We start from the raw sequence: 17,959 nt of genomic DNA, 5'->3' as shown, positions 1-17,959 counted from the left end.
GAAGCTGAGGTGTATGAGCGTCGATACACCTCGCAGGATCGTCCTTCTCAGGCATGCAAAGGCGGAATGGTCGCAGGACTCCGACCATGAGCGGCCGCTCGCGGAGCGCGGCCGCAAGGAGGCCCCTGTCGCAGGCCGCAAACTCGCCGACTCCGGGATCGTCCTCGATCTGGCCCTCTGCTCGACCGCTGTCAGGACACGCGAGACGTGGAAGCTGGCGGTGCACGAGATGCCGCACCGCCCCAGGACCGTGTACGAGGAGCGACTGTACGAGGCGTCTCCCGGCGAACTGATCGCCCTGATCAACGAGACTCCCGACGATGTGCACGACCTTCTTGTCATCGGCCACAACCCCGGGATGCACGCCGTCGCCGATGCCCTCTCCGAATCGGCCGAGGGCGACGCCCTGGCCCGGATGAACCGCGGCGGTTTTCCGACCGCCGCCTTCGCCGTCGTCGAGTTCTCCGGCTCCTGGAAGGGCGTGGAGCACGGAGTGGGCAAGCTGATCGAGTACTGGACACCCAACGACTGATCCCGCTTCCCGCGGTCCTACGGCTCCCGCTGTCGTACGACCGCTGTCCTACAGGTTCTCGCTGTCGTACGAGCAGGGCCCCGGTGAAGAGGATCGAGAATCCACCGGGGCCCTGCTCGTGCGCGGGTGTGCGGGTACGCGTCAGTCGACGAGACCGTCGGCGGCCTCGACCTCCTCGCGGGTGATACCGAGCAGATACAGCACGGTGTCCAGGAACGGCACGTTCACCGCGGTGTGTGCGGCCTCGCGGACCACCGGCTTGGCGTTGAAGGCCACCCCGAGCCCGGCGGTGTTCAGCATGTCGAGGTCGTTTGCACCGTCACCGATCGCGACGGTCTGCGCCAGCGGCACCCCGGCCTGCTCGGCGAAGCTGCGCAGCAACCGGGCCTTGCCGGCCCGGTCGACGATGTCGCCGACGACCCGTCCGGTGAGCTTTCCGTCGACCACTTCCAAGGTGTTGGCAGAGGCGAAGTCGAGCCCGAGCCGCTCCTTCAGATCGTCGGTGACCTGGGTGAACCCGCCCGAAACCACACCCACTTGGTAACCGAGCCGTTTCAGCGTACGGATCAGGGTGCGGGCGCCCGGCGTCAGCCGCACCTCGGCGCGCACCTTGTCCACCACCGACACGTCGAGCCCCGCCAGCAGCGCCACCCGCGCGTGCAGCGACTGCTCGAAGTCGAGCTCACCGCGCATCGCCTGCTCGGTCACCTCGGCGACCTTGTCCTCGCAGCCGGCATGGGCGGCGAACAGCTCGATGACCTCGTCCTGGATGAGCGTCGAGTCGACGTCCATGACGACCAGCCGCTGTGCCCGGCGGCTCAGCCCTGCCGACACCACCGCCACATCGACACCGATCCCGGCGGACTCCGTCGCCAGCGCCGTCCGCAGCGCCTCGGTCCTGGTGCCGGAGACCGCGATCTCGACTGCCGTGACCGGGTATTTCGCGAGCCGGAAGATCCGGTCGATGTTCCCGCCGGTCGAGGTGATCGTGGCCGCTATGGCGGCGGTCGACTCCGCGGTCAGCGGGTGCCCGAGCACCGTCACGTGGGAACGTCCGTGGCCACGTGGCCGGTTGTCACCCGTACCGGAGATGATCTCGGCCTGCAGCTTCAGCGAATCGGCCCAGCTGTGCACGGTCGCTCGCAGGTCGCCCTCGGTGGCGCCGCCCGCGGTCGGGGGAGTGACCAGCGCGCACAGGACGATGCGGCCACGGGTGACGACCTGCTCGATGTCGACGACATCGACCGAGTAGGCGGCGAGGGTGTCGAAGAGCCCGGCAGTGATTCCGGGGCGGTCCTTCCCGAAGATTTTCACGAGAAGGGTGGGTGTGTCCGTGCCCTGACGGGACTCAGGGGGCTCAGGAGACGGGGAAGACTGAGGTGGCTGAGATGCGCTCATGGTGCTCCCACCGTATCGGTCCGCCTCACGGCACCGGAGGCCCGTCCCGAGGACCGGTCAGTGCGTCGTCCCCCCCGCCCCCGCTCGGAGCACACACGCCATGACGGACGGTGCGCGCTCGGGCACGTCCGGCGACGCGGGCGGCCGAGATGCTCCGGATCGGCCCGGCCGATCACGGTCCGTACGCACTCAGGGCGCTTGCCGTTCTCCGAACCCGTTTCTCCGACAGCGCAACGGCACAGGTCTCGGCAGGGTCTTCACCCCGCCCGACTTTCGTATCGGGGACTGCTCCTGGAATAGTTCCCCACGATGTTCAGCATCCCTAAACCCCCTGCGATGGGGGTAACTCGGGGGACAACTAGTGGGGCGCGGAGTGCCGGAACTCGTACTGGAATTGAATGGCAGGACCTGGACGCTCGATCCGTCCAGGTCGTACACCCTTGGGCGCGATCCGCAGGGCGATCTGACGATCGACGACGCCAGGGTGTCGTGGCGGCATGCCACGATCAGCTGGGGGGGCCGCAGTTGGTTCATCGAGGACCACGGCAGCACCAACGGCACCTATGTGCAGGGCCGACGAATCCATCAGCTGGAAATCGGGCCCGGCTCCGCCGTACACCTGGGCAATGCCACTGACGGACCACGGCTGAGCATCGGCGCCGCGGGGGGTGCCGATGTGCACAGCGGGCAGGGCGCGGGTGCGCAGCAGGCCCCCGCCCAGCAGCCTCAGCAGGGTGGCGCCGGCCGGCCCGGTTGGCAGGACCCCGCTCCGCAACAGCCGCAGCAGGGCTGGCAGCAGGCCCCCCAGGGCCAGCCGCAGCAGCCTGTGCAGCCGCAGGTCCCGCACCAGCAGCAGCCTGTGCAGCCGCAGGTCCCGCACCAGCAGGGCATAACGAAGACGCCCGGCGCAGGCGGGCCCGGCGGTGTCGCGGGGGCCCCGCCGGTGTACGGCGACCGAAGCCCGACCACGTTCCACCAGCTGGCCCTCGGCCGCGTCATGCGTATCGGCCGCGCGCTGGAGAACGAACTGGTCGTCTCCGACCTCCAGGTCTCGCGTCACCACGCCGAGTTCCATGCGACGCCCGACGGCCGCTTCGAGATCCGTGACCTCGGATCCCACAACGGTACCTACGTCAACGGCCAGCCGCTCCACAAGTCCGGCTCCGCGCTCATCGGTCCGAACGACATCGTCGGCGTCGGTCACTCGACCTTCCGCCTGGTCGGCGACCGGCTTGAGGAGTTCGTCGACACCGGTGAGGTCTCCTTCTCCGCCCGCCACCTCACGGTGACGGTCGACGGCGGCAAGGACATCCTCAAGGACGTCTCCTTCGGGGTTCCGGAAAAGTCTCTGATCGCGGTCATCGGCCCGTCCGGTTCCGGCAAGTCCACCCTGCTCAAGGCGCTCACCGGCTACCGGCCCGCCAACCAGGGCGATGTCCTCTACGACAGCCGGAACCTGTACAAGCAGTTCGCCGAGCTGCGCCAGCGCATCGGGCTGGTCCCGCAGGACGACATCCTGCACAAGGAACTCACCGTCATCAAGGCCCTCAAGTACGCGGCCAAGCTCCGCTTCCCCGCGGACACCACCGAGGCCGAGCGCCAGGCCCGGATCCTCGAAGTTCTTGCCGAGCTCAAGCTCGACATCCACAAGGACAAGAAGGTCACCTCGCTCTCCGGCGGCCAGCGCAAGCGCGTCTCCGTGGCCCTGGAGCTGCTCACCAAGCCGTCGCTGATCTTCCTGGACGAGCCGACCTCCGGCCTCGACCCGGGCATGGACCGCGATGTCATGCAACTGCTGCGCGGCCTGGCCGACGACGGCCGTACGGTCCTCGTCGTCACGCACTCCGTCGCCGAACTGGCGATCTGCGACAAGCTGCTCGTCATGGCGCCGGGCGGTTCCGTCGCCTACTTCGGCCCGCCGGAGGAAGCACTCAACTTCTTCGGCTACACCACCTGGGCCGATGTCTTCTCCGCGTTCGAGAACTACCGCGACTACGACTGGGCGGGCCGCTGGCGCGGTTCGCAGCACTACCAGATGTACGCCGCGGACATTGACGCCGTCGCCGCACAGTCCGTACACATGCCGCCCCCGCAGCAGATGCGCCCGCCGAAGCCGCAGAGCTGGACGGCTCAGCTGTGGACGCTGATGCGCCGCTACATCTCGGTGATCGCTTCCGACAAGGGCTTCATGGGCCTGATGGTGATCCTGCCCGCCGTGCTCGGTGTCGTCAGCGTGGTCATCCCGGCCGAGTTCGGCCTGGCCCCGCCGAAGCCGCCGTCCCGGTTCAACGGAGCCGCCGGAACGATCATGCTGATTCTCGCGGTCGGCATGTGCTTCTCCGGTGCGGCCAACTCCGTACGAGAACTGATCAAGGAACGTGTCATCTACGAACGGGAACGGGCCACCGGTCTCTCCCGCTCCGCCTATCTGATGTCCAAGGTGATCGTCCTCGGTGTGATCACGGCCATCCAGGGCGTCATCATCTGCGGCATCGGCTTCGCCACCCGCGAGCTGCCCGCAGAGGGCCTGATCATGCCCCCGGCCGTCGAGCTCTGCCTGACGATCATCGTGCTCGGCTTCACCTCGATGATGTTCGGCCTGGTGATCTCCTCGCTGGTGAAGACCGCCGAGAAGACCATGCCGCTGCTGGTCATGTTCGCGATCGTCCAGGTCGTCTTCACCGGCATCCTCTTCCAGGTGTACGGATCGCCCGGCCTGGAGCAGTTCGCCTGGCTGATGCCGTCACGCTGGGCCATCGCCGGCGCGGGCGCGACGCTCGACCTCTCGCACCTCATGGCACCGTGGGACCCGAAGAACCCGACCGACCTGGACCCGCTGTGGGAGCACTCGGCCGGTCAGTGGGGGATGAACATCTCGGTACTGCTGCTCCTCGGCATCGTCTGCGGCGTCGTGGTCGCGCGACTGCTGCGCCGCCACGAGCCGGAGGTCATGCGCAAGTAGGCGCGGGAACCGGCACGGAACGCCGAAGGGCGGCATCCCACGTGGGGCGCCGCCCTTCGGCGTATGCGTATGTCGTCCGAGGACGTCAAGAGCCGATCAGTACGCGCTGTTGACGTTGTCGATCGAGCCGTATCGGTCGGCGGCGTAGTTGGCCGCGGCGGTGATGTTGGCGACCGGGTCGTAGATGTTCGACGAGGTGCCGGGGACGTGGTACGCGTCGAACGTCGGCGGGATGACCTGCAGCAGGCCCTTGGACGGAATGCCGTTCTGGGCGTTGATGTCCCAGTTGTTGATCGCGTACGGGTTGCCGCTGGACTCCCGCATGATGTTTCGGTGCAGACCGTTGTACGAGCCGGGGATGCCGTGGGCTTCCATGACGTCCAGGGCCTGGGTGATCCAGCCGTCCAGGTTGTTGGCGTAGACCGGGGCACGGGCCTCGGAGCGGCTGGCGGCCTGCGTCTCGGCGCGCTCGGCGGCGGCCTCGGCCTTCACCTGGGCGGCGGCCTCGGCCTGCGCCTCGGCCTGAGCCTTGACCTCGGCAGCGGCGGCGGCCTTGGCCTTCGCGGCGGCCTCGGCCTTCGCCTTGACGGCGGCGGCCTCCTTGGCCCTGGCGAGGTCGGCGGCCTCCACCAGCTTCTCGGCGGTGTAGTGCTGTTCGATGATGCTGGCCTGCACGGTCTTGACCTGCGGAGTACCGGCGGCCGATGCGAGGGCCACGGGGGCGGCGGACACGGGGGTCTGCTCCTCGGGCTTGCTTTCGGCATTGGCGGGGACGAGCGAGAACGAGAGCGATGCGACAGCGAGGGCGGAGATACCCGCGACGGAGAGCTTCTGGGTCTTGTTCAGGCGACGACTACGGCCGGGGATGCGGGACATGGACATGCAGGCGTACCTCTTCGAATTGCGGGAGTCCTCACGGAGGACGAAGACGGGAGGCGGTGTTTTCGCATCTCCGTCGGAGACAGGTGCAATTCTTAGCGGCAGCAAAATCCTGTGGCAAAGGTGTGACGTACGACCCCGGGTAGTGGATCACGGGCCTGCTCGAACGTACTGAACCGCGCTCGTTCTTACTGATGTGGCGCTTGTGAAACCACTAGCAGGCTTCGTAAGTGATGTGGGTCCTGTGCCCGGCCTCACATCGAGCGTGCAACGAACTCACCAACTGTTGCTTCGGCAATTCGGAGTGTGAGGTTCCGTCTCGGGGAGTTGTAGATGGACGTCCTCGAAATCATGCCGGAGGCAATCACCGAGACAGGCATGACAACCGTCCTTGTGGTCACGACGACCGTCCTTGTAATTACGTCGGCAATCGCCGATGAACCTCGGCGCCCCCAACGTGGAAACGCCACCCCACCGCGCGCCTCGTCCAGGAGCCGCACCACCACACGGCACTTCGTCCTGGACCGGGACTTGGTCCACGGCCTAGGCCGTGTTTTGAAAGTGGTGCACGATGGGGTCGACCGCGTACCGATCGAAAGAAGTCTCGTGGTTGACCCCGTGCTGAAGCACGCCCTGCGCCATCTCCGCTCTGTGAAGTCGCAACAGCCGTCCGCTGCGGACTCCGTCGAGTTCGCTGACTGGCGGGAGAAGATCGCTGAGGCCTTGGACGCGTTGGCCTGTGTGCTGGTCTTCGAGGACGACCGGGGCAGGGCCAGAGCGGAGGCAGCAGCGGCGCGGGAGCAGGCCATAGAGGTTCGACGCCAGGGTGGGATTGGGGCTAACGAGCGCTGATATTGCGGGCGGCCATCCAGAGGGTGAGGCCGCGGGCGATGTCATTGATGCTGGTCGTGGTGGTGACCTCGTGCTCGTTTCGGGTGGTGTCGCGGCGGACGACCTCGTAGCCGCCTTCGTCCAGGACAGCCACGGAGGCGAACCAGACGGGGTCGTCCTCGTCGGGCTGGATCACGACGAAGGTGTTGTCGGAGTCGTTGAGATCGCTGATCATCATGAACAGCGCGTCCTCGGACGGGTCGTCGATGCGGTCGCCGTTCTCGCTGTCGGCGCCGTAGTACCGAGCACCCATCTGCTTCGTCTCCCCTCGCCCCGTTCACCCTGGTCGCGGTCAGCATGGCATGCGGGGTCGACGTCCCCTGTATGTCACAGCCATTCGCCGATCGCGGCGATCAGGACGGTCGCCTCGAAGCGGACCGCGAGCTTGTCGAACCGTGTGGCCACTGCCCGATTGCGCTTGAGCCGGTTGATCCCGCACTCGACCGCGTGCCGGGCCTTGTAGTCCTCACGGTCGAAGGCAGGCGGCCTCCCGCCCACCTTCCCGCGTCGCTTGCGGTTGCCGACCTGGTCAGCTGGCTCAGGGATCGTGCACTGGATCCCCCGCCTGCGCAGGTAGGCCCGGTTCGCGCGAGAGGAATACGCCTTGTCGCCCCTCACCCGCAGCGGACGGACACGGGGGCGGCCGGGCCCGATGCGAGGGACCCGGATGCCTTCAAGGACGGCCGTGAACTGGGGGCTGTCGCCGCGCTGTCCGGCGGTGACCAGCAGGGACAGCGGCCGCTGGCTTTGTTCGCAGGCCAGGTGGATCTTGGTGGTGAAGCCTCCTCGGGACCGGCCCAGGCCGTGGTCGTCAGGCTCGCTGCGGATACCGCCCGGCGGCTCCTTCTGGGCCCGTCCGTCGCGACGGGCGCCTGCGGCGTGCTGATGAGCCCGGCAGACCGTGGAGTCGACGTTCACTTCCCACGTGATGAGCCCAGCCGCGTCCGCCCGGGCCTGCAGCCTTGCCAGCAGCATGGTCCAGGTGCCGTCCCGCTGCCAGCGACGGAAGAGTCCGTAGACGGTCTGCCACGGCCCGTACTCCCGCGGCAGATCCCGCCACGGAGCACCGGTCCGCACCCGCCAGCGGATGCCGTCGATCAGCTTCCGCCGGCTCACCGGCGGCCTGCCCAACCCCACAACCGGCAACAACGGCTCCAGCACCGCCCACTGCTCGTCAGAAAGATCCCCTCGCCCCACACCGCGATCATCACGATGCGGGACGAGGGACGGAACCCACTTTCAAAGCACGCCCTAGTCCCTACGCCCTAGTCAGCAGCCGTCCTCAGGCCGATACGGCGTCACCGCCCCGCCGGTACGGTGAGGCCATGAGCCATCGCCCACCGTCGGGCCTCGCAGTGGTGAGTGCCGCGCTCCTCGCCATGAGCCGGCATCTCGAAGTGCGTGACGTCCTGAAGACGATCGTCGCCTCGGCCCGCGAGCTGCTGGACGCCGAATACGCCGCCCTGGGTGTCCCCGACGACCACGGCGGCTTCGCCCAGTTCGTTGTCGACGGCGTCAGCGACGAGCAGTGGAGGGCCATCGGCCCGCTGCCCCGGCAGCACGGCATCCTCGCCGCGATGCTCCACGAGGCGAAGCCCGAGCGCCTCGCCGATGTCCGCAAGGACCCCCGCTTCGAGGGGTGGCCCGCCGCCCACCCCGACATGTCCGACTTCCTCGGCCTGCCCATCCGGGACGGCGACGAGATCATCGGAGCCCTCTTCCTCGCCAACAAGCGCTGCCCCAAGCCGGAGGGCAGCTGCGGCTTCACCGCCGAGGACGAGGAGCTGCTGTCGATCCTCGCCCAGCATGCGGCGATCGCCCTCACCAACGCCCGGCTCTACGAGCGCAGCCGCGAGCTCACCATCGCCGAGGAGCGCTCCCGGCTCGCCCATGAGCTGCACGACGCGGTCAGCCAGAAGCTGTTCTCGCTGCGGCTGACGGCCCAGGCCGCCACCGCCCTGATCGACCGGGACCCGGACCGCGCCAAGGGCGAACTCCACCAGGTCGCCGCGCTTGCCGCGGAAGCCGTGGACGAGCTGCGCGCCGCCGTCATCGAACTGCGCCCGGCCGGGCTCGACGAGGACGGCCTCATCGCCACACTCCGTACCCAGATCCAGGTCCTGGACCGGGCCCACACGGCCCGGGTCACCTTCGAGAGTGTGGGCGTACGGGCCCTGCCCGCCGCTCAGGAGGAAGCGCTGCTCAGGGTCTCCCAGGAGGCCCTGCATAACGCACTGCGCCACTCCGGCGCCGAGCACGTGGACGTCACGCTGGCCCGGCACGGCGGCGGCACGCTGCTCCGGATCACCGACGACGGCAGCGGCTTCGAACCCACGGCGATCCGGCAGGCGGGCCGCCACCTGGGCCTGGTGTCGATGAGGGATCGCGCGAGCGGAGTCGGCGGAAAGCTCACTGTTGAATCGGCGCCCGGCAAGGGCACCACGATCGAGATGGAGGTACCCGGTGGCTGACAAGATCATCAGGGTGCTGCTGATCGACGACCACCAGGTGGTTCGCCGCGGTCTGCGTACGTTCCTGGAGATTCAGGACGACATAGAAGTGGTCGGTGAGGCGTCCGACGGCGCCGAAGGAGTGGCCAGGACCGAGGAGCTCCGCCCCGACGTCGTCCTGATGGACATCAAGATGCCCGGCACCGACGGGATCGAGGCCCTGCGCAAGCTCCGCGAGCTGCAGAATCCGGCCAAGGTCCTCATCGTCACCAGCTTCACCGAGCAGCGCACCGTGGTCCCCGCCCTGCGAGCCGGAGCTTCCGGTTACGTATACAAGGACGTCGACCCGGACGCCCTGGCCGGCGCCATCCGCTCGGTGTACGCGGGCCACGTCCTGCTCCAGCCGGAGGTCGCGGGAGCCCTGCTCGCCCAGGACGACGCGGGCAGCGGTACGGGCCGGGGGAGCACCCTCACTGAACGGGAGCGGGAAGTGCTGGGCCTGATCGCTGACGGCCGCTCCAACCGCGAGATCGCGCGAGCACTGGTCCTCTCCGAGAAGACCGTCAAGACGCATGTCTCGAACATTCTGATGAAGCTGGATCTCTCGGACCGGACCCAGGCGGCCCTCTGGGCCGTCAGACATGGGGCGGCGGGCTGACCGGCACCGAAGCGGAGCGCCTTCCTCCGGACTGAGATTCATACTGTCGGGTGTACGTCACCCGGACGGCGCAACCTGCTCGGCTCCGAGGCGTTCTCCAGGGTGCTGCGGCGGCTGGCCGCAGCCACGCTAGGAGGATCCTGAAGTGAAGAACCTGAAGAAGGCCGCTGCCGTCACCATGATCGCCGGTGGAATCATTGCCGCCGGTGCCGGCGCGGCCTCCGCTACCGGCCACGGTGCCGGTGCCCACGGCGCAGCGACCCACTCCCCGGGCGTGGTCAGCGGCAACGTCGTCCAGGTCCCGGTGCACGTCCCGGTGAACGTGGTCGGCAACACCGTCAACGTGATCGGCCTGCTCAACCCGGCCTTCGGCAACTTCGGCCTGAACGGCTGACCGATCTCACGGTCCTGTGTCGCCGGACGGGCGCATCGAGCCCGTCCGGCGACATTCACACCCTCTCGGGCACAGCCGAGCCGAGCCTGCTCAGGCGCATCCACGCCCACTCCCGCACGCTCAAGCCCGTCCGGCAATCAAAGGACAAAGGCACCCCAGCCCGTCCGGCGGTTGAGGACAAAATTGCCCCGGGGTCTCCGGGGCAACAAGGCCGCGCGCCCCGGGGCAACAAGGCCCCCGGACACCCCAGGCGCAACAAGCCCCCCGCCCTACCGCTCCCGCTCCTCCACATACGCGTTGTACGCGGCAACCTGCGCCCGCCGAGCCACCCGCTCCACCGGCCGCAGCGCCTCCCCCCGAGCCGCGATCTCCGACGCGCTCACCGCCCCGCCGTGTCCGTTCTCGTACGCCACCGAGATCAACAGCCCGACCCGCTGCGCCAGCTCCAGCACCCGCACAGCCCGCGGCGGAAGCACCTCGCGCCCCCGCTCCACCCGCGCCCGGTACGCATCCACCGCAGCCTCCGCCACTGGCCCGGAACCGGCCACATCCAACCGTGACAGCACCGCCGTCGCATCCCGCAACGCCTCGGCGAGCTCCCGCTCCGCCTCACCCAGCGACGGGACATCGGCCGGCATTGCCTCCCGTACCGGCAGGCAATGCCACACCACCTCGACGTGCAGATCCCCGCCCGGCCCCACCTCACGCACCTCGGGAACCAGCCCGTACGGCGCACCGAAGGCGACAACCGCCTCCTCGGCCTCCAACGCCCGCGCGTTGAAGTCCGGCGGACCGCTCAGCCCCAGAGGGTGCCCGGGCGCCGGCAGCGCGACCCGGAAACCCGTCACCCCCAGACCCCGCAACCGCCCGAGCGCCAGCGTGAGCCCGACCGGCCCCGCCTCCCCCGGCAGTCCCTCGACGCGGTGCGCCGCGTCGTCCCCGACAATGGTGAGCGCCGCGTCGTCCGGCGACACCAATCCCGCCAGAAGCGCGTTTCCCCAAGCGGCCAGCAGCCCTGAGCGTGGTTCCGAAAGCATGGGAACAGCCTAGGGAACGCGGCCGGGGCCTGTCGTCGCACGGGCCCAGCGCCTGGGGCCCACATGCGGTGGCGTAGATTTCCTGGGGAGCTGTGCCCACAGGCACGCGACGATCTCGACACTGCATGGGGAGACAACGCGCCATGAGCGATGTACTGGAGCTGGTGGACGTATCCGTGGTCCGCGACGGACGTGCTCTGGTGGACGACGTCTCCTGGCAGGTCAAGGAGGGGGAGCGCTGGGTCATCCTCGGCCCGAACGGCGCAGGTAAGACCACCCTCCTCAACATCGCGTCCAGCTACCTCTTCCCGAGCACCGGCACCGCCAAGATCCTCGGCGAGCAGCTCGGCGGCGTCGGCACCGATGTCTTCGAACTCCGCCCCCGCATCGGTATCGCGGGCATCGCCATGGCCGAGAAACTGCCCAGGCGCCAGACCGTTCTGCAGACGGTGCTCACCGCCGCGTACGGCATGACCGCCACCTGGCACGAGAACTACGAAGCCGTCGACGAGGAGCGCGCCCGCGCCTTCCTCGACCGGCTCGGCATGACCGAGTACCTCGACCGCAAGTTCGGCACCCTGTCCGAGGGCGAGCGCAAGCGCACCCTGATCGCCCGCGCCATGATGACCGACCCCGAGCTGCTGCTCCTCGACGAGCCCGCCGCGGGCCTCGACCTCGGTGGCCGCGAGGACCTGGTCCGTCGCCTCGGCCGACTGGCCCGCGACCCGTACGCCCCCTCCATGATCATGGTCACCCACCATGTCGAGGAGATCGCCCCGGGCTTCACCCACGTCCTGATGATCCGCCAGGGCAAGGTGCTCGCCGCAGGCCCCATGGAGACCGAGCTCAGCTCCCGCAATCTCTCCCTCTGCTTCGGCCTGCCGCTCGTCGTCGAGCTCACCGGCGACCGCTACACGGCCCACGGACTTCCGCTCTCCTAGCGCAGCCGTACGACGACGGTCTCCGGGCGCAGTAGTGCCGCAGCCGACCGCTTGCGCCCTGTCCGCGAGGGCACCCGCGGTCCTACCATGACCACGTGGATATCGATGCGTGGGTGTGGTGGCTGATCGGCGCGGTGGGACTGGGCATCCCGCTCGTCCGGACCGCGATGCCTGAATTCGGCATGTTCGCCGTCGGAGCGGTCGTCGCGGCAATCGTCGCGGCACTCGGCGGCGGCATTGTGGCCCAAGTACTGGTATTCGTCGTGGTTTCCGTGGCGCTCATCGCCGTGGTCCGCCCGATCGCCACCAGACACCGTGCCGACCGGCCCCAACTCGCCACCGGTATCGATGCGCTGAAAGGCCGTCAGGCAGTCGTCCTGGAGCGGGTCGACGGCAGCGGCGGCCGGATCAAGCTGGCCGGAGAGATCTGGTCCGCCCGCGCACTCGACGGGGACCAGAGCTTCGAACCGGGCCAACAGGTCGATGTCGTCGACATCGACGGAGCTACGGCAGTCGTCATGTGACCGAACCACCCACACAGCAGAGCGCGTTCTGTCAGACTCGATGTCGATCATCATGAGATCGGGGCCGTCGAGGCATACGGCCCCCGCGATTTCGACCTCGATCATCGCGATCTGTCGGCAACCGAAGGGCAACGAGGAACACGATGCAACCGATCATCATCGTCCTGATCATTCTGGTGGTGCTCGTCTTCATCGCCCTGATCAAGACGATCCAGGTCATCCCGCAGGCCAGCGCCGCCATCGTGGAGCGCTTCGGCCGCTACACCCGCACGCTCAACGCAGGCCTGAACATTGTCGTTCCATTCATCGACTCCATCAGGAACCGCATCGACCTTCGTGAACAGGTCGTGCCGTTCCCGCCCCAGCCGGTGATCACCCAGGACAACCTGGTCGTCAACATCGACACCGTCATCTATTACCAGGTGACCGACGCTAGGGCCGCGACCTACGAAGTCGCCAGTTACATCCAGGCGATCGAGCAGCTCACCGTCACCACCCTCCGCAATATCATCGGTGGCATGGACCTGGAGCGGACCCTGACCTCCCGCGAGGAGATCAACGCCGCCCTTCGCGGAGTCCTCGACGAGGCCACCGGCAAGTGGGGCATCCGCGTCAACCGCGTCGAGCTCAAGGCGATCGAACCGCCCACCTCCATCCAGGACTCGATGGAGAAGCAGATGCGCGCCGACCGCGACAAGCGTGCCGCGATCCTCCAGGCCGAAGGCACCCGGCAGTCCGCGATCCTCACCGCGGAGGGCGAGAAGCAGTCCTCGATCCTGCGCGCGGAGGGTGAGGCCAAAGCCGCCGCCCTGCGCGCTGAGGGCGAGGCCCAGGCCATCCGCACGGTCTTCGAGTCCATCCACGCCGGCGACCCGGACCAGAAGCTCCTCTCGTACCAGTACCTCCAGATGCTCCCGAAGATCGCCGAGGGCGACGCCAACAAGCTCTGGATCGTGCCCAGCGAGATCGGCGACGCCCTCAAGGGCCTCAGCGGCGCCTTCGGCAACCTCGGCACCGGAGCCCCCGGATTCGACACCGGCAAGGAACGTCGGGAGCAGCCCCCGGTCGACTGACGCGTACACGCCCTCGTGCATGATCAGTGCACCAGGCACCGATCATGCACGAGGGATTCGCCATGACCACCTGGGAAATGCTCGCCGTCTTCGTCGCGGGCATCAGCGCCGGCACGATCAACACGATCGTCGGATCGGGAACGCTGATCACCTTCCCCGTCCTGCTCGCCACCGGCCTGCCCCCGGTCACCGCCACCGTCTCCAACGCCCTCGGGCTGATCCCCGGCTCCATCAGCGGCGCCATCGGCTACCGCGAGGAACTCGCAGGGCAGAGCCGCCGCGTCCTCAAGCTCGCCGTCGCCGCCCTCATAGGTGGCCTCACGGGCGCCACCCTCCTGCTGGCCCTGCCCTCCACGGCCTTCGAGACGATCGTGCCGATACTGGTGGCCCTGGCCCTCGTCCTGGTCGTCCTGCAACCCCATATCAGCAAAGCGGTCCAGCGCCGACGCGCACACACCGGCACTTCTGCCCGCCCCGAAGGCGGCCCGCTCCTCTTCATCGGACTGATGCTCGCCAGCGTCTACGGCGGCTACTTCACCGCCGCCCAGGGGATCATCTACCTCTCCCTGATGGGCATGCTGCTCGACGACACGATGCAGCGCCTCAACGCCGTCAAGAATGTCCTGGCCGCCGTCGTCAACAGCATCGCCGCACTCTTCTTCCTCTTCGTCGCGGACTTCGACTGGACGGCCGTCGTGCTGATCGCGGTCGGTTCCGCACTCGGCGGCCAGATCGGCGCCAAGGTCGGCCGCCGTCTCAGCCCGACCGTCCTGCGCATCCTCATTGTCGCGGTCGGGACACTCGCCATCGTCCAGCTGCTGCTCCGCTGACAGACGGAAACCCGCTTCCGCAAGGAGACAGGTTTCCGATACGACAAGATGCGTACGCCAACTACGCGGCAGTGCGGTCCAGCCACTCCGGCAGAGCCGACCGCTCACCGGCCCCCATCGCCAGCAGCATCGCCTCCGCCGGAGACGGCACGAACGGCTGCCGCAGCAGCGGCATCCCCGCCTGCTCCGGCGTCCGGGCCGCCTTGCGGTGATTGTCCTCGGCGCAGGACGCCACCGTGTTGAGCCAGGTGTCCTGACCGCCCTGGGCACGCGGAACCACGTGGTCGACGGTGCTCGCCCGCCGCCCGCAGTACGCGCACTGGTGCTGGTCCCGTATCAGCACGCCCCTTCTGGACCACGGAGCCTGTCTTCGGAACGGCACCCGTACGTACCGGCAGAGCCTGATCACCCGGGGCACCGGAATGTCCACGGCGGCGCCACGCATACGGAGATCGGGATGCGACTGCTCGACCACGGCCTTGTCCTGCAGAATCAGCACCACCGCACGGTTCAGCGTCACCGTCGACAGCGGCTCGAAGCTCGCGTTCAGTACCAGCGTGTCCCGCATCTCGCCCACCTCCCGTGTGCCGCCCGCCCCCTGGCAGGCCCGGATCAACTCTGGCTGGGCAGGCCGTGATGGACAACGCAATAAAAAATGCCCTGCCCTGATCTCTCCGAGACCAGGGCAGGGAAAACAGCAGGGGAACTTTCGGCTCACCGGGTACTGGTGCCCCTTCCGGCAGGCTTTGCCCCGTCGCGCCGCCCAGCACGCGCGCTCGCGGCGTTGACCACAAGCCCTGGTAGTTCCTTCCCCGAGCTCTCGACTTCGTTCGAGCAGGAAAGACCCCGTCCAAGGACTTCCGGCCGCCTTGCGATCGCACGCACTGGACGACGCTCCTTCCGGGCACACACTGCCGGTCACGGCACTAGGCGGGACCCGTGTACTCACCGATCAGCTGAGCACGGCCCAGCGTGTGGAACCGCAGATTGAATCCGACGACCGCGGGCGACACATCGCTGTCGACACCCAGCTTCTCGCTGTCCACCGCGTACACGGTGAAGACATAGCGGTGGTTCTCCCCGGCCGGCGGCGCGGCACCGCCGAAGTCCTTCGACCCGTAGTCATTACGGACCTGTACGGCACCCGGCGGCAGCCCCTCGAACTTCCCGCTGCCCGCACCGGCCGGGAGCTCCGTGACCGACGCCGGGATGTCGAAGACCACCCAGTGCCAGAATCCGCTGCCCGTCGGAGCATCGGGGTCGAAGCAGGTCACGGCGAAACTCTTGGTCCGATCCGGGAACCCTTCCCACCGCAGCTGCGGCGAGGTGTTCCCGGCCGCGAACACCTGGGCATCCGCCAGTGCGGCCCCGGGCGCGAGGTCCTCGCTCACCACCGTGAACGACGGAACCTCGGGATGGAAGTCGTGCGGCAGCGGCGCCCTCTTCGGCTCGGTCACGTCAGCACCTCTCCTGATCGCTCTCCTGCTGTCAGCAGGTCTCGCACCGACCCTAGAGCCAGTTGCGCTGACCGCCGACCTGGGCGAGCCACTGATTGAGGTACGCCGTCCAGTCGGTCCCCTGGAAGTCGTTCAGCCCGACCTTGAACGCGCGGTACGAGTCGCTGCCTTCGCTGAAGAGTCCCGGCTTCTTGTCCATCTCCAGGACGACGTCCATCTCGCGGTCGTCCGCGACGAACGTCAGCTCCACCTGGTTGAGCCCGCGGTACTGCTGCGGCGGGAAGAACTCGATCTCCTGGTAGAACGGCAGCCGCTGGCGCGTACCGCGAATGTGGCCACGCTCCATGTCCGCACTGCGGAAGCCGAAGCCGAGCTGCCCGAAGGCGTCGAGAATGGCCTGCTGAGCCGGCAGCGGGTGCACATTGATCGGGTCCAGGTCGCCCGAGTCCAGAGCCCGCGCGATCTCCAGCTCCGTGGTCACGCCGATGTTCATGCCGTGCAGATGTTGACCGGCGAACATCGTGATCGGCGTCTCCCACGGAATTTCGAGCCCGAACGGTACGACGTGCACGGCACCGGCCTGCACCTCGAACGCGCCACCGAGCCGAAGCTTGGTGAACTCGACGTCCTGCTTGATCTCCGTGTCCTGACCCTCGATCTCGACCCGGGCCTGCAGACCGACGGAGAGCCCCTCGATCTGCTGGTCCACGGATCCGCCCTGTATCCGCACCTCGCCCTGGACGACCCCACCCGGTACGACATTGAGTTCGGTCAGCTCGGTCTCCACCGAAGCACCACCGGCGCCCATGCTCGCGAGCAGCCTCTTGAAGCCCATGTTTTTCTCCTCCTTGGTCCTGACCTCTAGATACGAGCCACGACCGCAGTCGGTTCCCGGTAACCTCGAACGCCATGATCGAGGGCCTGGACCGTACGCCACTGACACGCGACTTCTTCGACCGCCCCGTACTGGACGTGGCACCCGACCTCCTGGGCCGGATCCTGGTACGCACCACGCCCGACGGCCCCATCGAACTCCGCCTCACGGAGGTGGAGGCCTACGCCGGAGAAATCGACCCCGGATCGCATGCGTTCAGAGGCCGCACCCCGCGCAACAGTGTCATGTACGGACCACCGGGTCACGCATACGTCTACTTCACCTACGGCATGTGGCACTGCCTCAACCTGGTGTGCGGCCCGGAGGGCAGGGCGGGCGGTGTTCTGCTCCGCGCCGGCGACATCCAGGTCGGTGCCGATCTCACCCGCAAACGTCGAATCTCGGCCCGAAATGACAAGGAACTGGCCAAAGGCCCGGCCCGACTGGCCACCGCCCTCGACATCGACCGCGCACTGAACGGCACCGACGCCATTGCCCACCCCGGCGCCCCGCTGTCCGTACTGCATGGCACCCCACCACCCCGCGGACAGGTACGCAGCGGCCCGCGCACCGGAGTGGGCGGTGACGGAGCCTCACATCCGTGGCGCTTCTGGATCGACGGGGACCCCACGGTGAGCCCCTACAGAGCCCATGTGCCACGCCGCCGCGCAACTTGACTCGCCCTTGGGGGCCGCCTAATGTAGCCCGAGCCGCTTGAAACGGGTACTGCTGTTGGTACGGTCCATCGGACCGCCCCGAGCATCCGGAAGCAGCCAACCACTATCTACGAATCACCCTGGCGGGTGCGAATTCGGCGTGCCGTATTTCGTCCCCATCGACTCGATTATGAGTCGCCAAGGAAATCGGTTAATGTGGTGGACACGCCGAAAGGCAAAGGCCAATCCAAAGGTCACTGGAATTCGAACCGGAAACGGTACGGAAAAGAGTCTGGTAAGGTTGGAACCGCCGGAAAGGGAAACGCGAAAGCGAAGAACTGGAAAGCAGCCCCGCTTCGACCGGGAATCGGACACGAAAGAGTCTGATAGAGTCGGAAACGCA

Annotated in this window: 19 protein-coding genes; 11 read left to right on the top strand and 8 right to left on the bottom strand. The window is 67.8% G+C overall.

Going from position 1 to position 17,959, the window contains the following annotated elements; translation table 11 throughout:
- Positions 1-13: 13 nt before the first annotated feature.
- Positions 14-532, top strand: coding sequence for a SixA phosphatase family protein (locus ACZ3IC_RS27250; RefSeq protein WP_467420242.1), 519 nt, complete (start codon positions 14-16; stop codon positions 530-532).
- A gap of 141 nt (positions 533-673) precedes the next feature.
- Here the strand turns inward: ACZ3IC_RS27250 and serB are convergent, their stop codons facing one another.
- The gene (gene serB, locus ACZ3IC_RS27245; RefSeq protein WP_467420240.1) at positions 674-1,930 is read right to left on the bottom strand and encodes a phosphoserine phosphatase SerB; all 1,257 of its coding nucleotides are present in this window, start codon (positions 1,928-1,930) and stop codon (positions 674-676) included.
- A gap of 361 nt (positions 1,931-2,291) precedes the next feature.
- Here serB and ACZ3IC_RS27240 point away from each other — a divergent pair, with 361 nt between their 5' ends.
- Positions 2,292-4,892, top strand: coding sequence for an ABC transporter ATP-binding protein/permease (locus ACZ3IC_RS27240; RefSeq protein ID WP_467420237.1), 2,601 nt, complete (start codon positions 2,292-2,294; stop codon positions 4,890-4,892).
- Positions 4,893-4,988: 96 nt separating this feature from the next.
- Here the strand turns inward: ACZ3IC_RS27240 and ACZ3IC_RS27235 are convergent, their stop codons facing one another.
- Positions 4,989-5,774, bottom strand: a complete 786-nt coding sequence (locus ACZ3IC_RS27235; RefSeq protein ID WP_467420235.1) for a transglycosylase SLT domain-containing protein — start codon at positions 5,772-5,774, stop codon at positions 4,989-4,991.
- A gap of 330 nt (positions 5,775-6,104) precedes the next feature.
- Between ACZ3IC_RS27235 and ACZ3IC_RS27230 the strand changes: the two genes are divergently transcribed.
- Complete coding sequence (locus ACZ3IC_RS27230) at positions 6,105-6,623, top strand: hypothetical protein (RefSeq protein ID WP_467420233.1); 519 nt, start codon at positions 6,105-6,107, stop codon at positions 6,621-6,623.
- On the opposite strand, the gene ACZ3IC_RS27225 is transcribed toward ACZ3IC_RS27230, so the two are convergent.
- Together ACZ3IC_RS27225 and ACZ3IC_RS27220 are read right to left on the bottom strand one after the other, a co-directional pair.
- The gene (locus tag ACZ3IC_RS27225; RefSeq protein ID WP_467420231.1) at positions 6,610-6,915 is read right to left on the bottom strand and encodes a hypothetical protein; all 306 of its coding nucleotides are present in this window, start codon (positions 6,913-6,915) and stop codon (positions 6,610-6,612) included. The genes ACZ3IC_RS27230 and ACZ3IC_RS27225 overlap by 14 nt on opposite strands.
- A gap of 74 nt (positions 6,916-6,989) precedes the next feature.
- A complete protein-coding gene (locus tag ACZ3IC_RS27220) occupies positions 6,990-7,859 on the bottom strand; it encodes an IS5 family transposase (RefSeq protein ID WP_467420228.1) in 870 nt (289 codons plus the stop codon).
- Between the two features lie 128 nt (positions 7,860-7,987).
- Here ACZ3IC_RS27220 and ACZ3IC_RS27215 point away from each other — a divergent pair, with 128 nt between their 5' ends.
- The 3 genes from ACZ3IC_RS27215 to ACZ3IC_RS27205 all read left to right on the top strand — a co-directional run bounded on the left by ACZ3IC_RS27215 (position 7,988) and on the right by ACZ3IC_RS27205 (position 10,164).
- Complete coding sequence (locus ACZ3IC_RS27215; protein WP_467420226.1) at positions 7,988-9,133, top strand: GAF domain-containing sensor histidine kinase; 1,146 nt, start codon at positions 7,988-7,990, stop codon at positions 9,131-9,133.
- Positions 9,126-9,770: a response regulator gene (locus tag ACZ3IC_RS27210; protein WP_467420224.1), complete on the top strand. Its 645-nt coding sequence runs from the start codon at positions 9,126-9,128 to the stop codon at positions 9,768-9,770. Before ACZ3IC_RS27215 ends, ACZ3IC_RS27210 begins: the two co-directional genes overlap by 8 nt.
- Before the next feature lie 145 nt (positions 9,771-9,915).
- Positions 9,916-10,164, top strand: coding sequence for a chaplin family protein (locus ACZ3IC_RS27205; RefSeq protein ID WP_467420221.1), 249 nt, complete (start codon positions 9,916-9,918; stop codon positions 10,162-10,164).
- Between the two features lie 269 nt (positions 10,165-10,433).
- Here the strand turns inward: ACZ3IC_RS27205 and ACZ3IC_RS27200 are convergent, their stop codons facing one another.
- The gene (locus tag ACZ3IC_RS27200; RefSeq protein WP_467420219.1) at positions 10,434-11,201 is read right to left on the bottom strand and encodes a hypothetical protein; all 768 of its coding nucleotides are present in this window, start codon (positions 11,199-11,201) and stop codon (positions 10,434-10,436) included.
- A 143-nt stretch (positions 11,202-11,344) separates the two neighbouring features.
- Here ACZ3IC_RS27200 and ACZ3IC_RS27195 point away from each other — a divergent pair, with 143 nt between their 5' ends.
- The 4 genes from ACZ3IC_RS27195 to ACZ3IC_RS27180 all read left to right on the top strand — a co-directional run bounded on the left by ACZ3IC_RS27195 (position 11,345) and on the right by ACZ3IC_RS27180 (position 14,569).
- Positions 11,345-12,142 carry an ABC transporter ATP-binding protein gene (locus ACZ3IC_RS27195; RefSeq protein WP_467420216.1) on the top strand — a complete coding sequence of 266 codons (798 nt, stop codon included), beginning with the start codon at positions 11,345-11,347 and terminating at the stop codon, positions 12,140-12,142.
- A gap of 95 nt (positions 12,143-12,237) precedes the next feature.
- Positions 12,238-12,666, top strand: coding sequence for an NfeD family protein (locus ACZ3IC_RS27190; RefSeq protein ID WP_467420214.1), 429 nt, complete (start codon positions 12,238-12,240; stop codon positions 12,664-12,666).
- Between the two features lie 143 nt (positions 12,667-12,809).
- Positions 12,810-13,739, top strand: a complete 930-nt coding sequence (locus ACZ3IC_RS27185) for an SPFH domain-containing protein (protein ID WP_467420212.1) — start codon at positions 12,810-12,812, stop codon at positions 13,737-13,739.
- Positions 13,740-13,801: 62 nt separating this feature from the next.
- A complete protein-coding gene (locus ACZ3IC_RS27180) occupies positions 13,802-14,569 on the top strand; it encodes a sulfite exporter TauE/SafE family protein (RefSeq protein ID WP_467420209.1) in 768 nt (255 codons plus the stop codon).
- A 61-nt stretch (positions 14,570-14,630) separates the two neighbouring features.
- On the opposite strand, the gene ACZ3IC_RS27175 is transcribed toward ACZ3IC_RS27180, so the two are convergent.
- The 3 genes from ACZ3IC_RS27175 to ACZ3IC_RS27165 all read right to left on the bottom strand — a co-directional run bounded on the left by ACZ3IC_RS27175 (position 14,631) and on the right by ACZ3IC_RS27165 (position 16,861).
- Positions 14,631-15,137 carry an HNH endonuclease gene (locus ACZ3IC_RS27175; protein ID WP_467420206.1) on the bottom strand — a complete coding sequence of 169 codons (507 nt, stop codon included), beginning with the start codon at positions 15,135-15,137 and terminating at the stop codon, positions 14,631-14,633.
- A gap of 358 nt (positions 15,138-15,495) precedes the next feature.
- Positions 15,496-16,026, bottom strand: coding sequence for a YbhB/YbcL family Raf kinase inhibitor-like protein (locus ACZ3IC_RS27170; protein WP_467420204.1), 531 nt, complete (start codon positions 16,024-16,026; stop codon positions 15,496-15,498).
- A gap of 52 nt (positions 16,027-16,078) precedes the next feature.
- Positions 16,079-16,861, bottom strand: a complete 783-nt coding sequence (locus tag ACZ3IC_RS27165) for a sporulation protein (protein WP_467420202.1) — start codon at positions 16,859-16,861, stop codon at positions 16,079-16,081.
- Positions 16,862-16,935: 74 nt separating this feature from the next.
- Between ACZ3IC_RS27165 and ACZ3IC_RS27160 the strand changes: the two genes are divergently transcribed.
- The gene (locus tag ACZ3IC_RS27160) at positions 16,936-17,577 is read left to right on the top strand and encodes a DNA-3-methyladenine glycosylase (protein ID WP_467420201.1); all 642 of its coding nucleotides are present in this window, start codon (positions 16,936-16,938) and stop codon (positions 17,575-17,577) included.
- Positions 17,578-17,959: the final 382 nt, after the last annotated feature.

This window comes from Streptomyces sp. NPDC002958, assembly GCF_055563255.1.
Note: the sequence above shows the minus strand (reverse complement) of the source record. Positions and strands in the feature narration are given on the sequence as shown.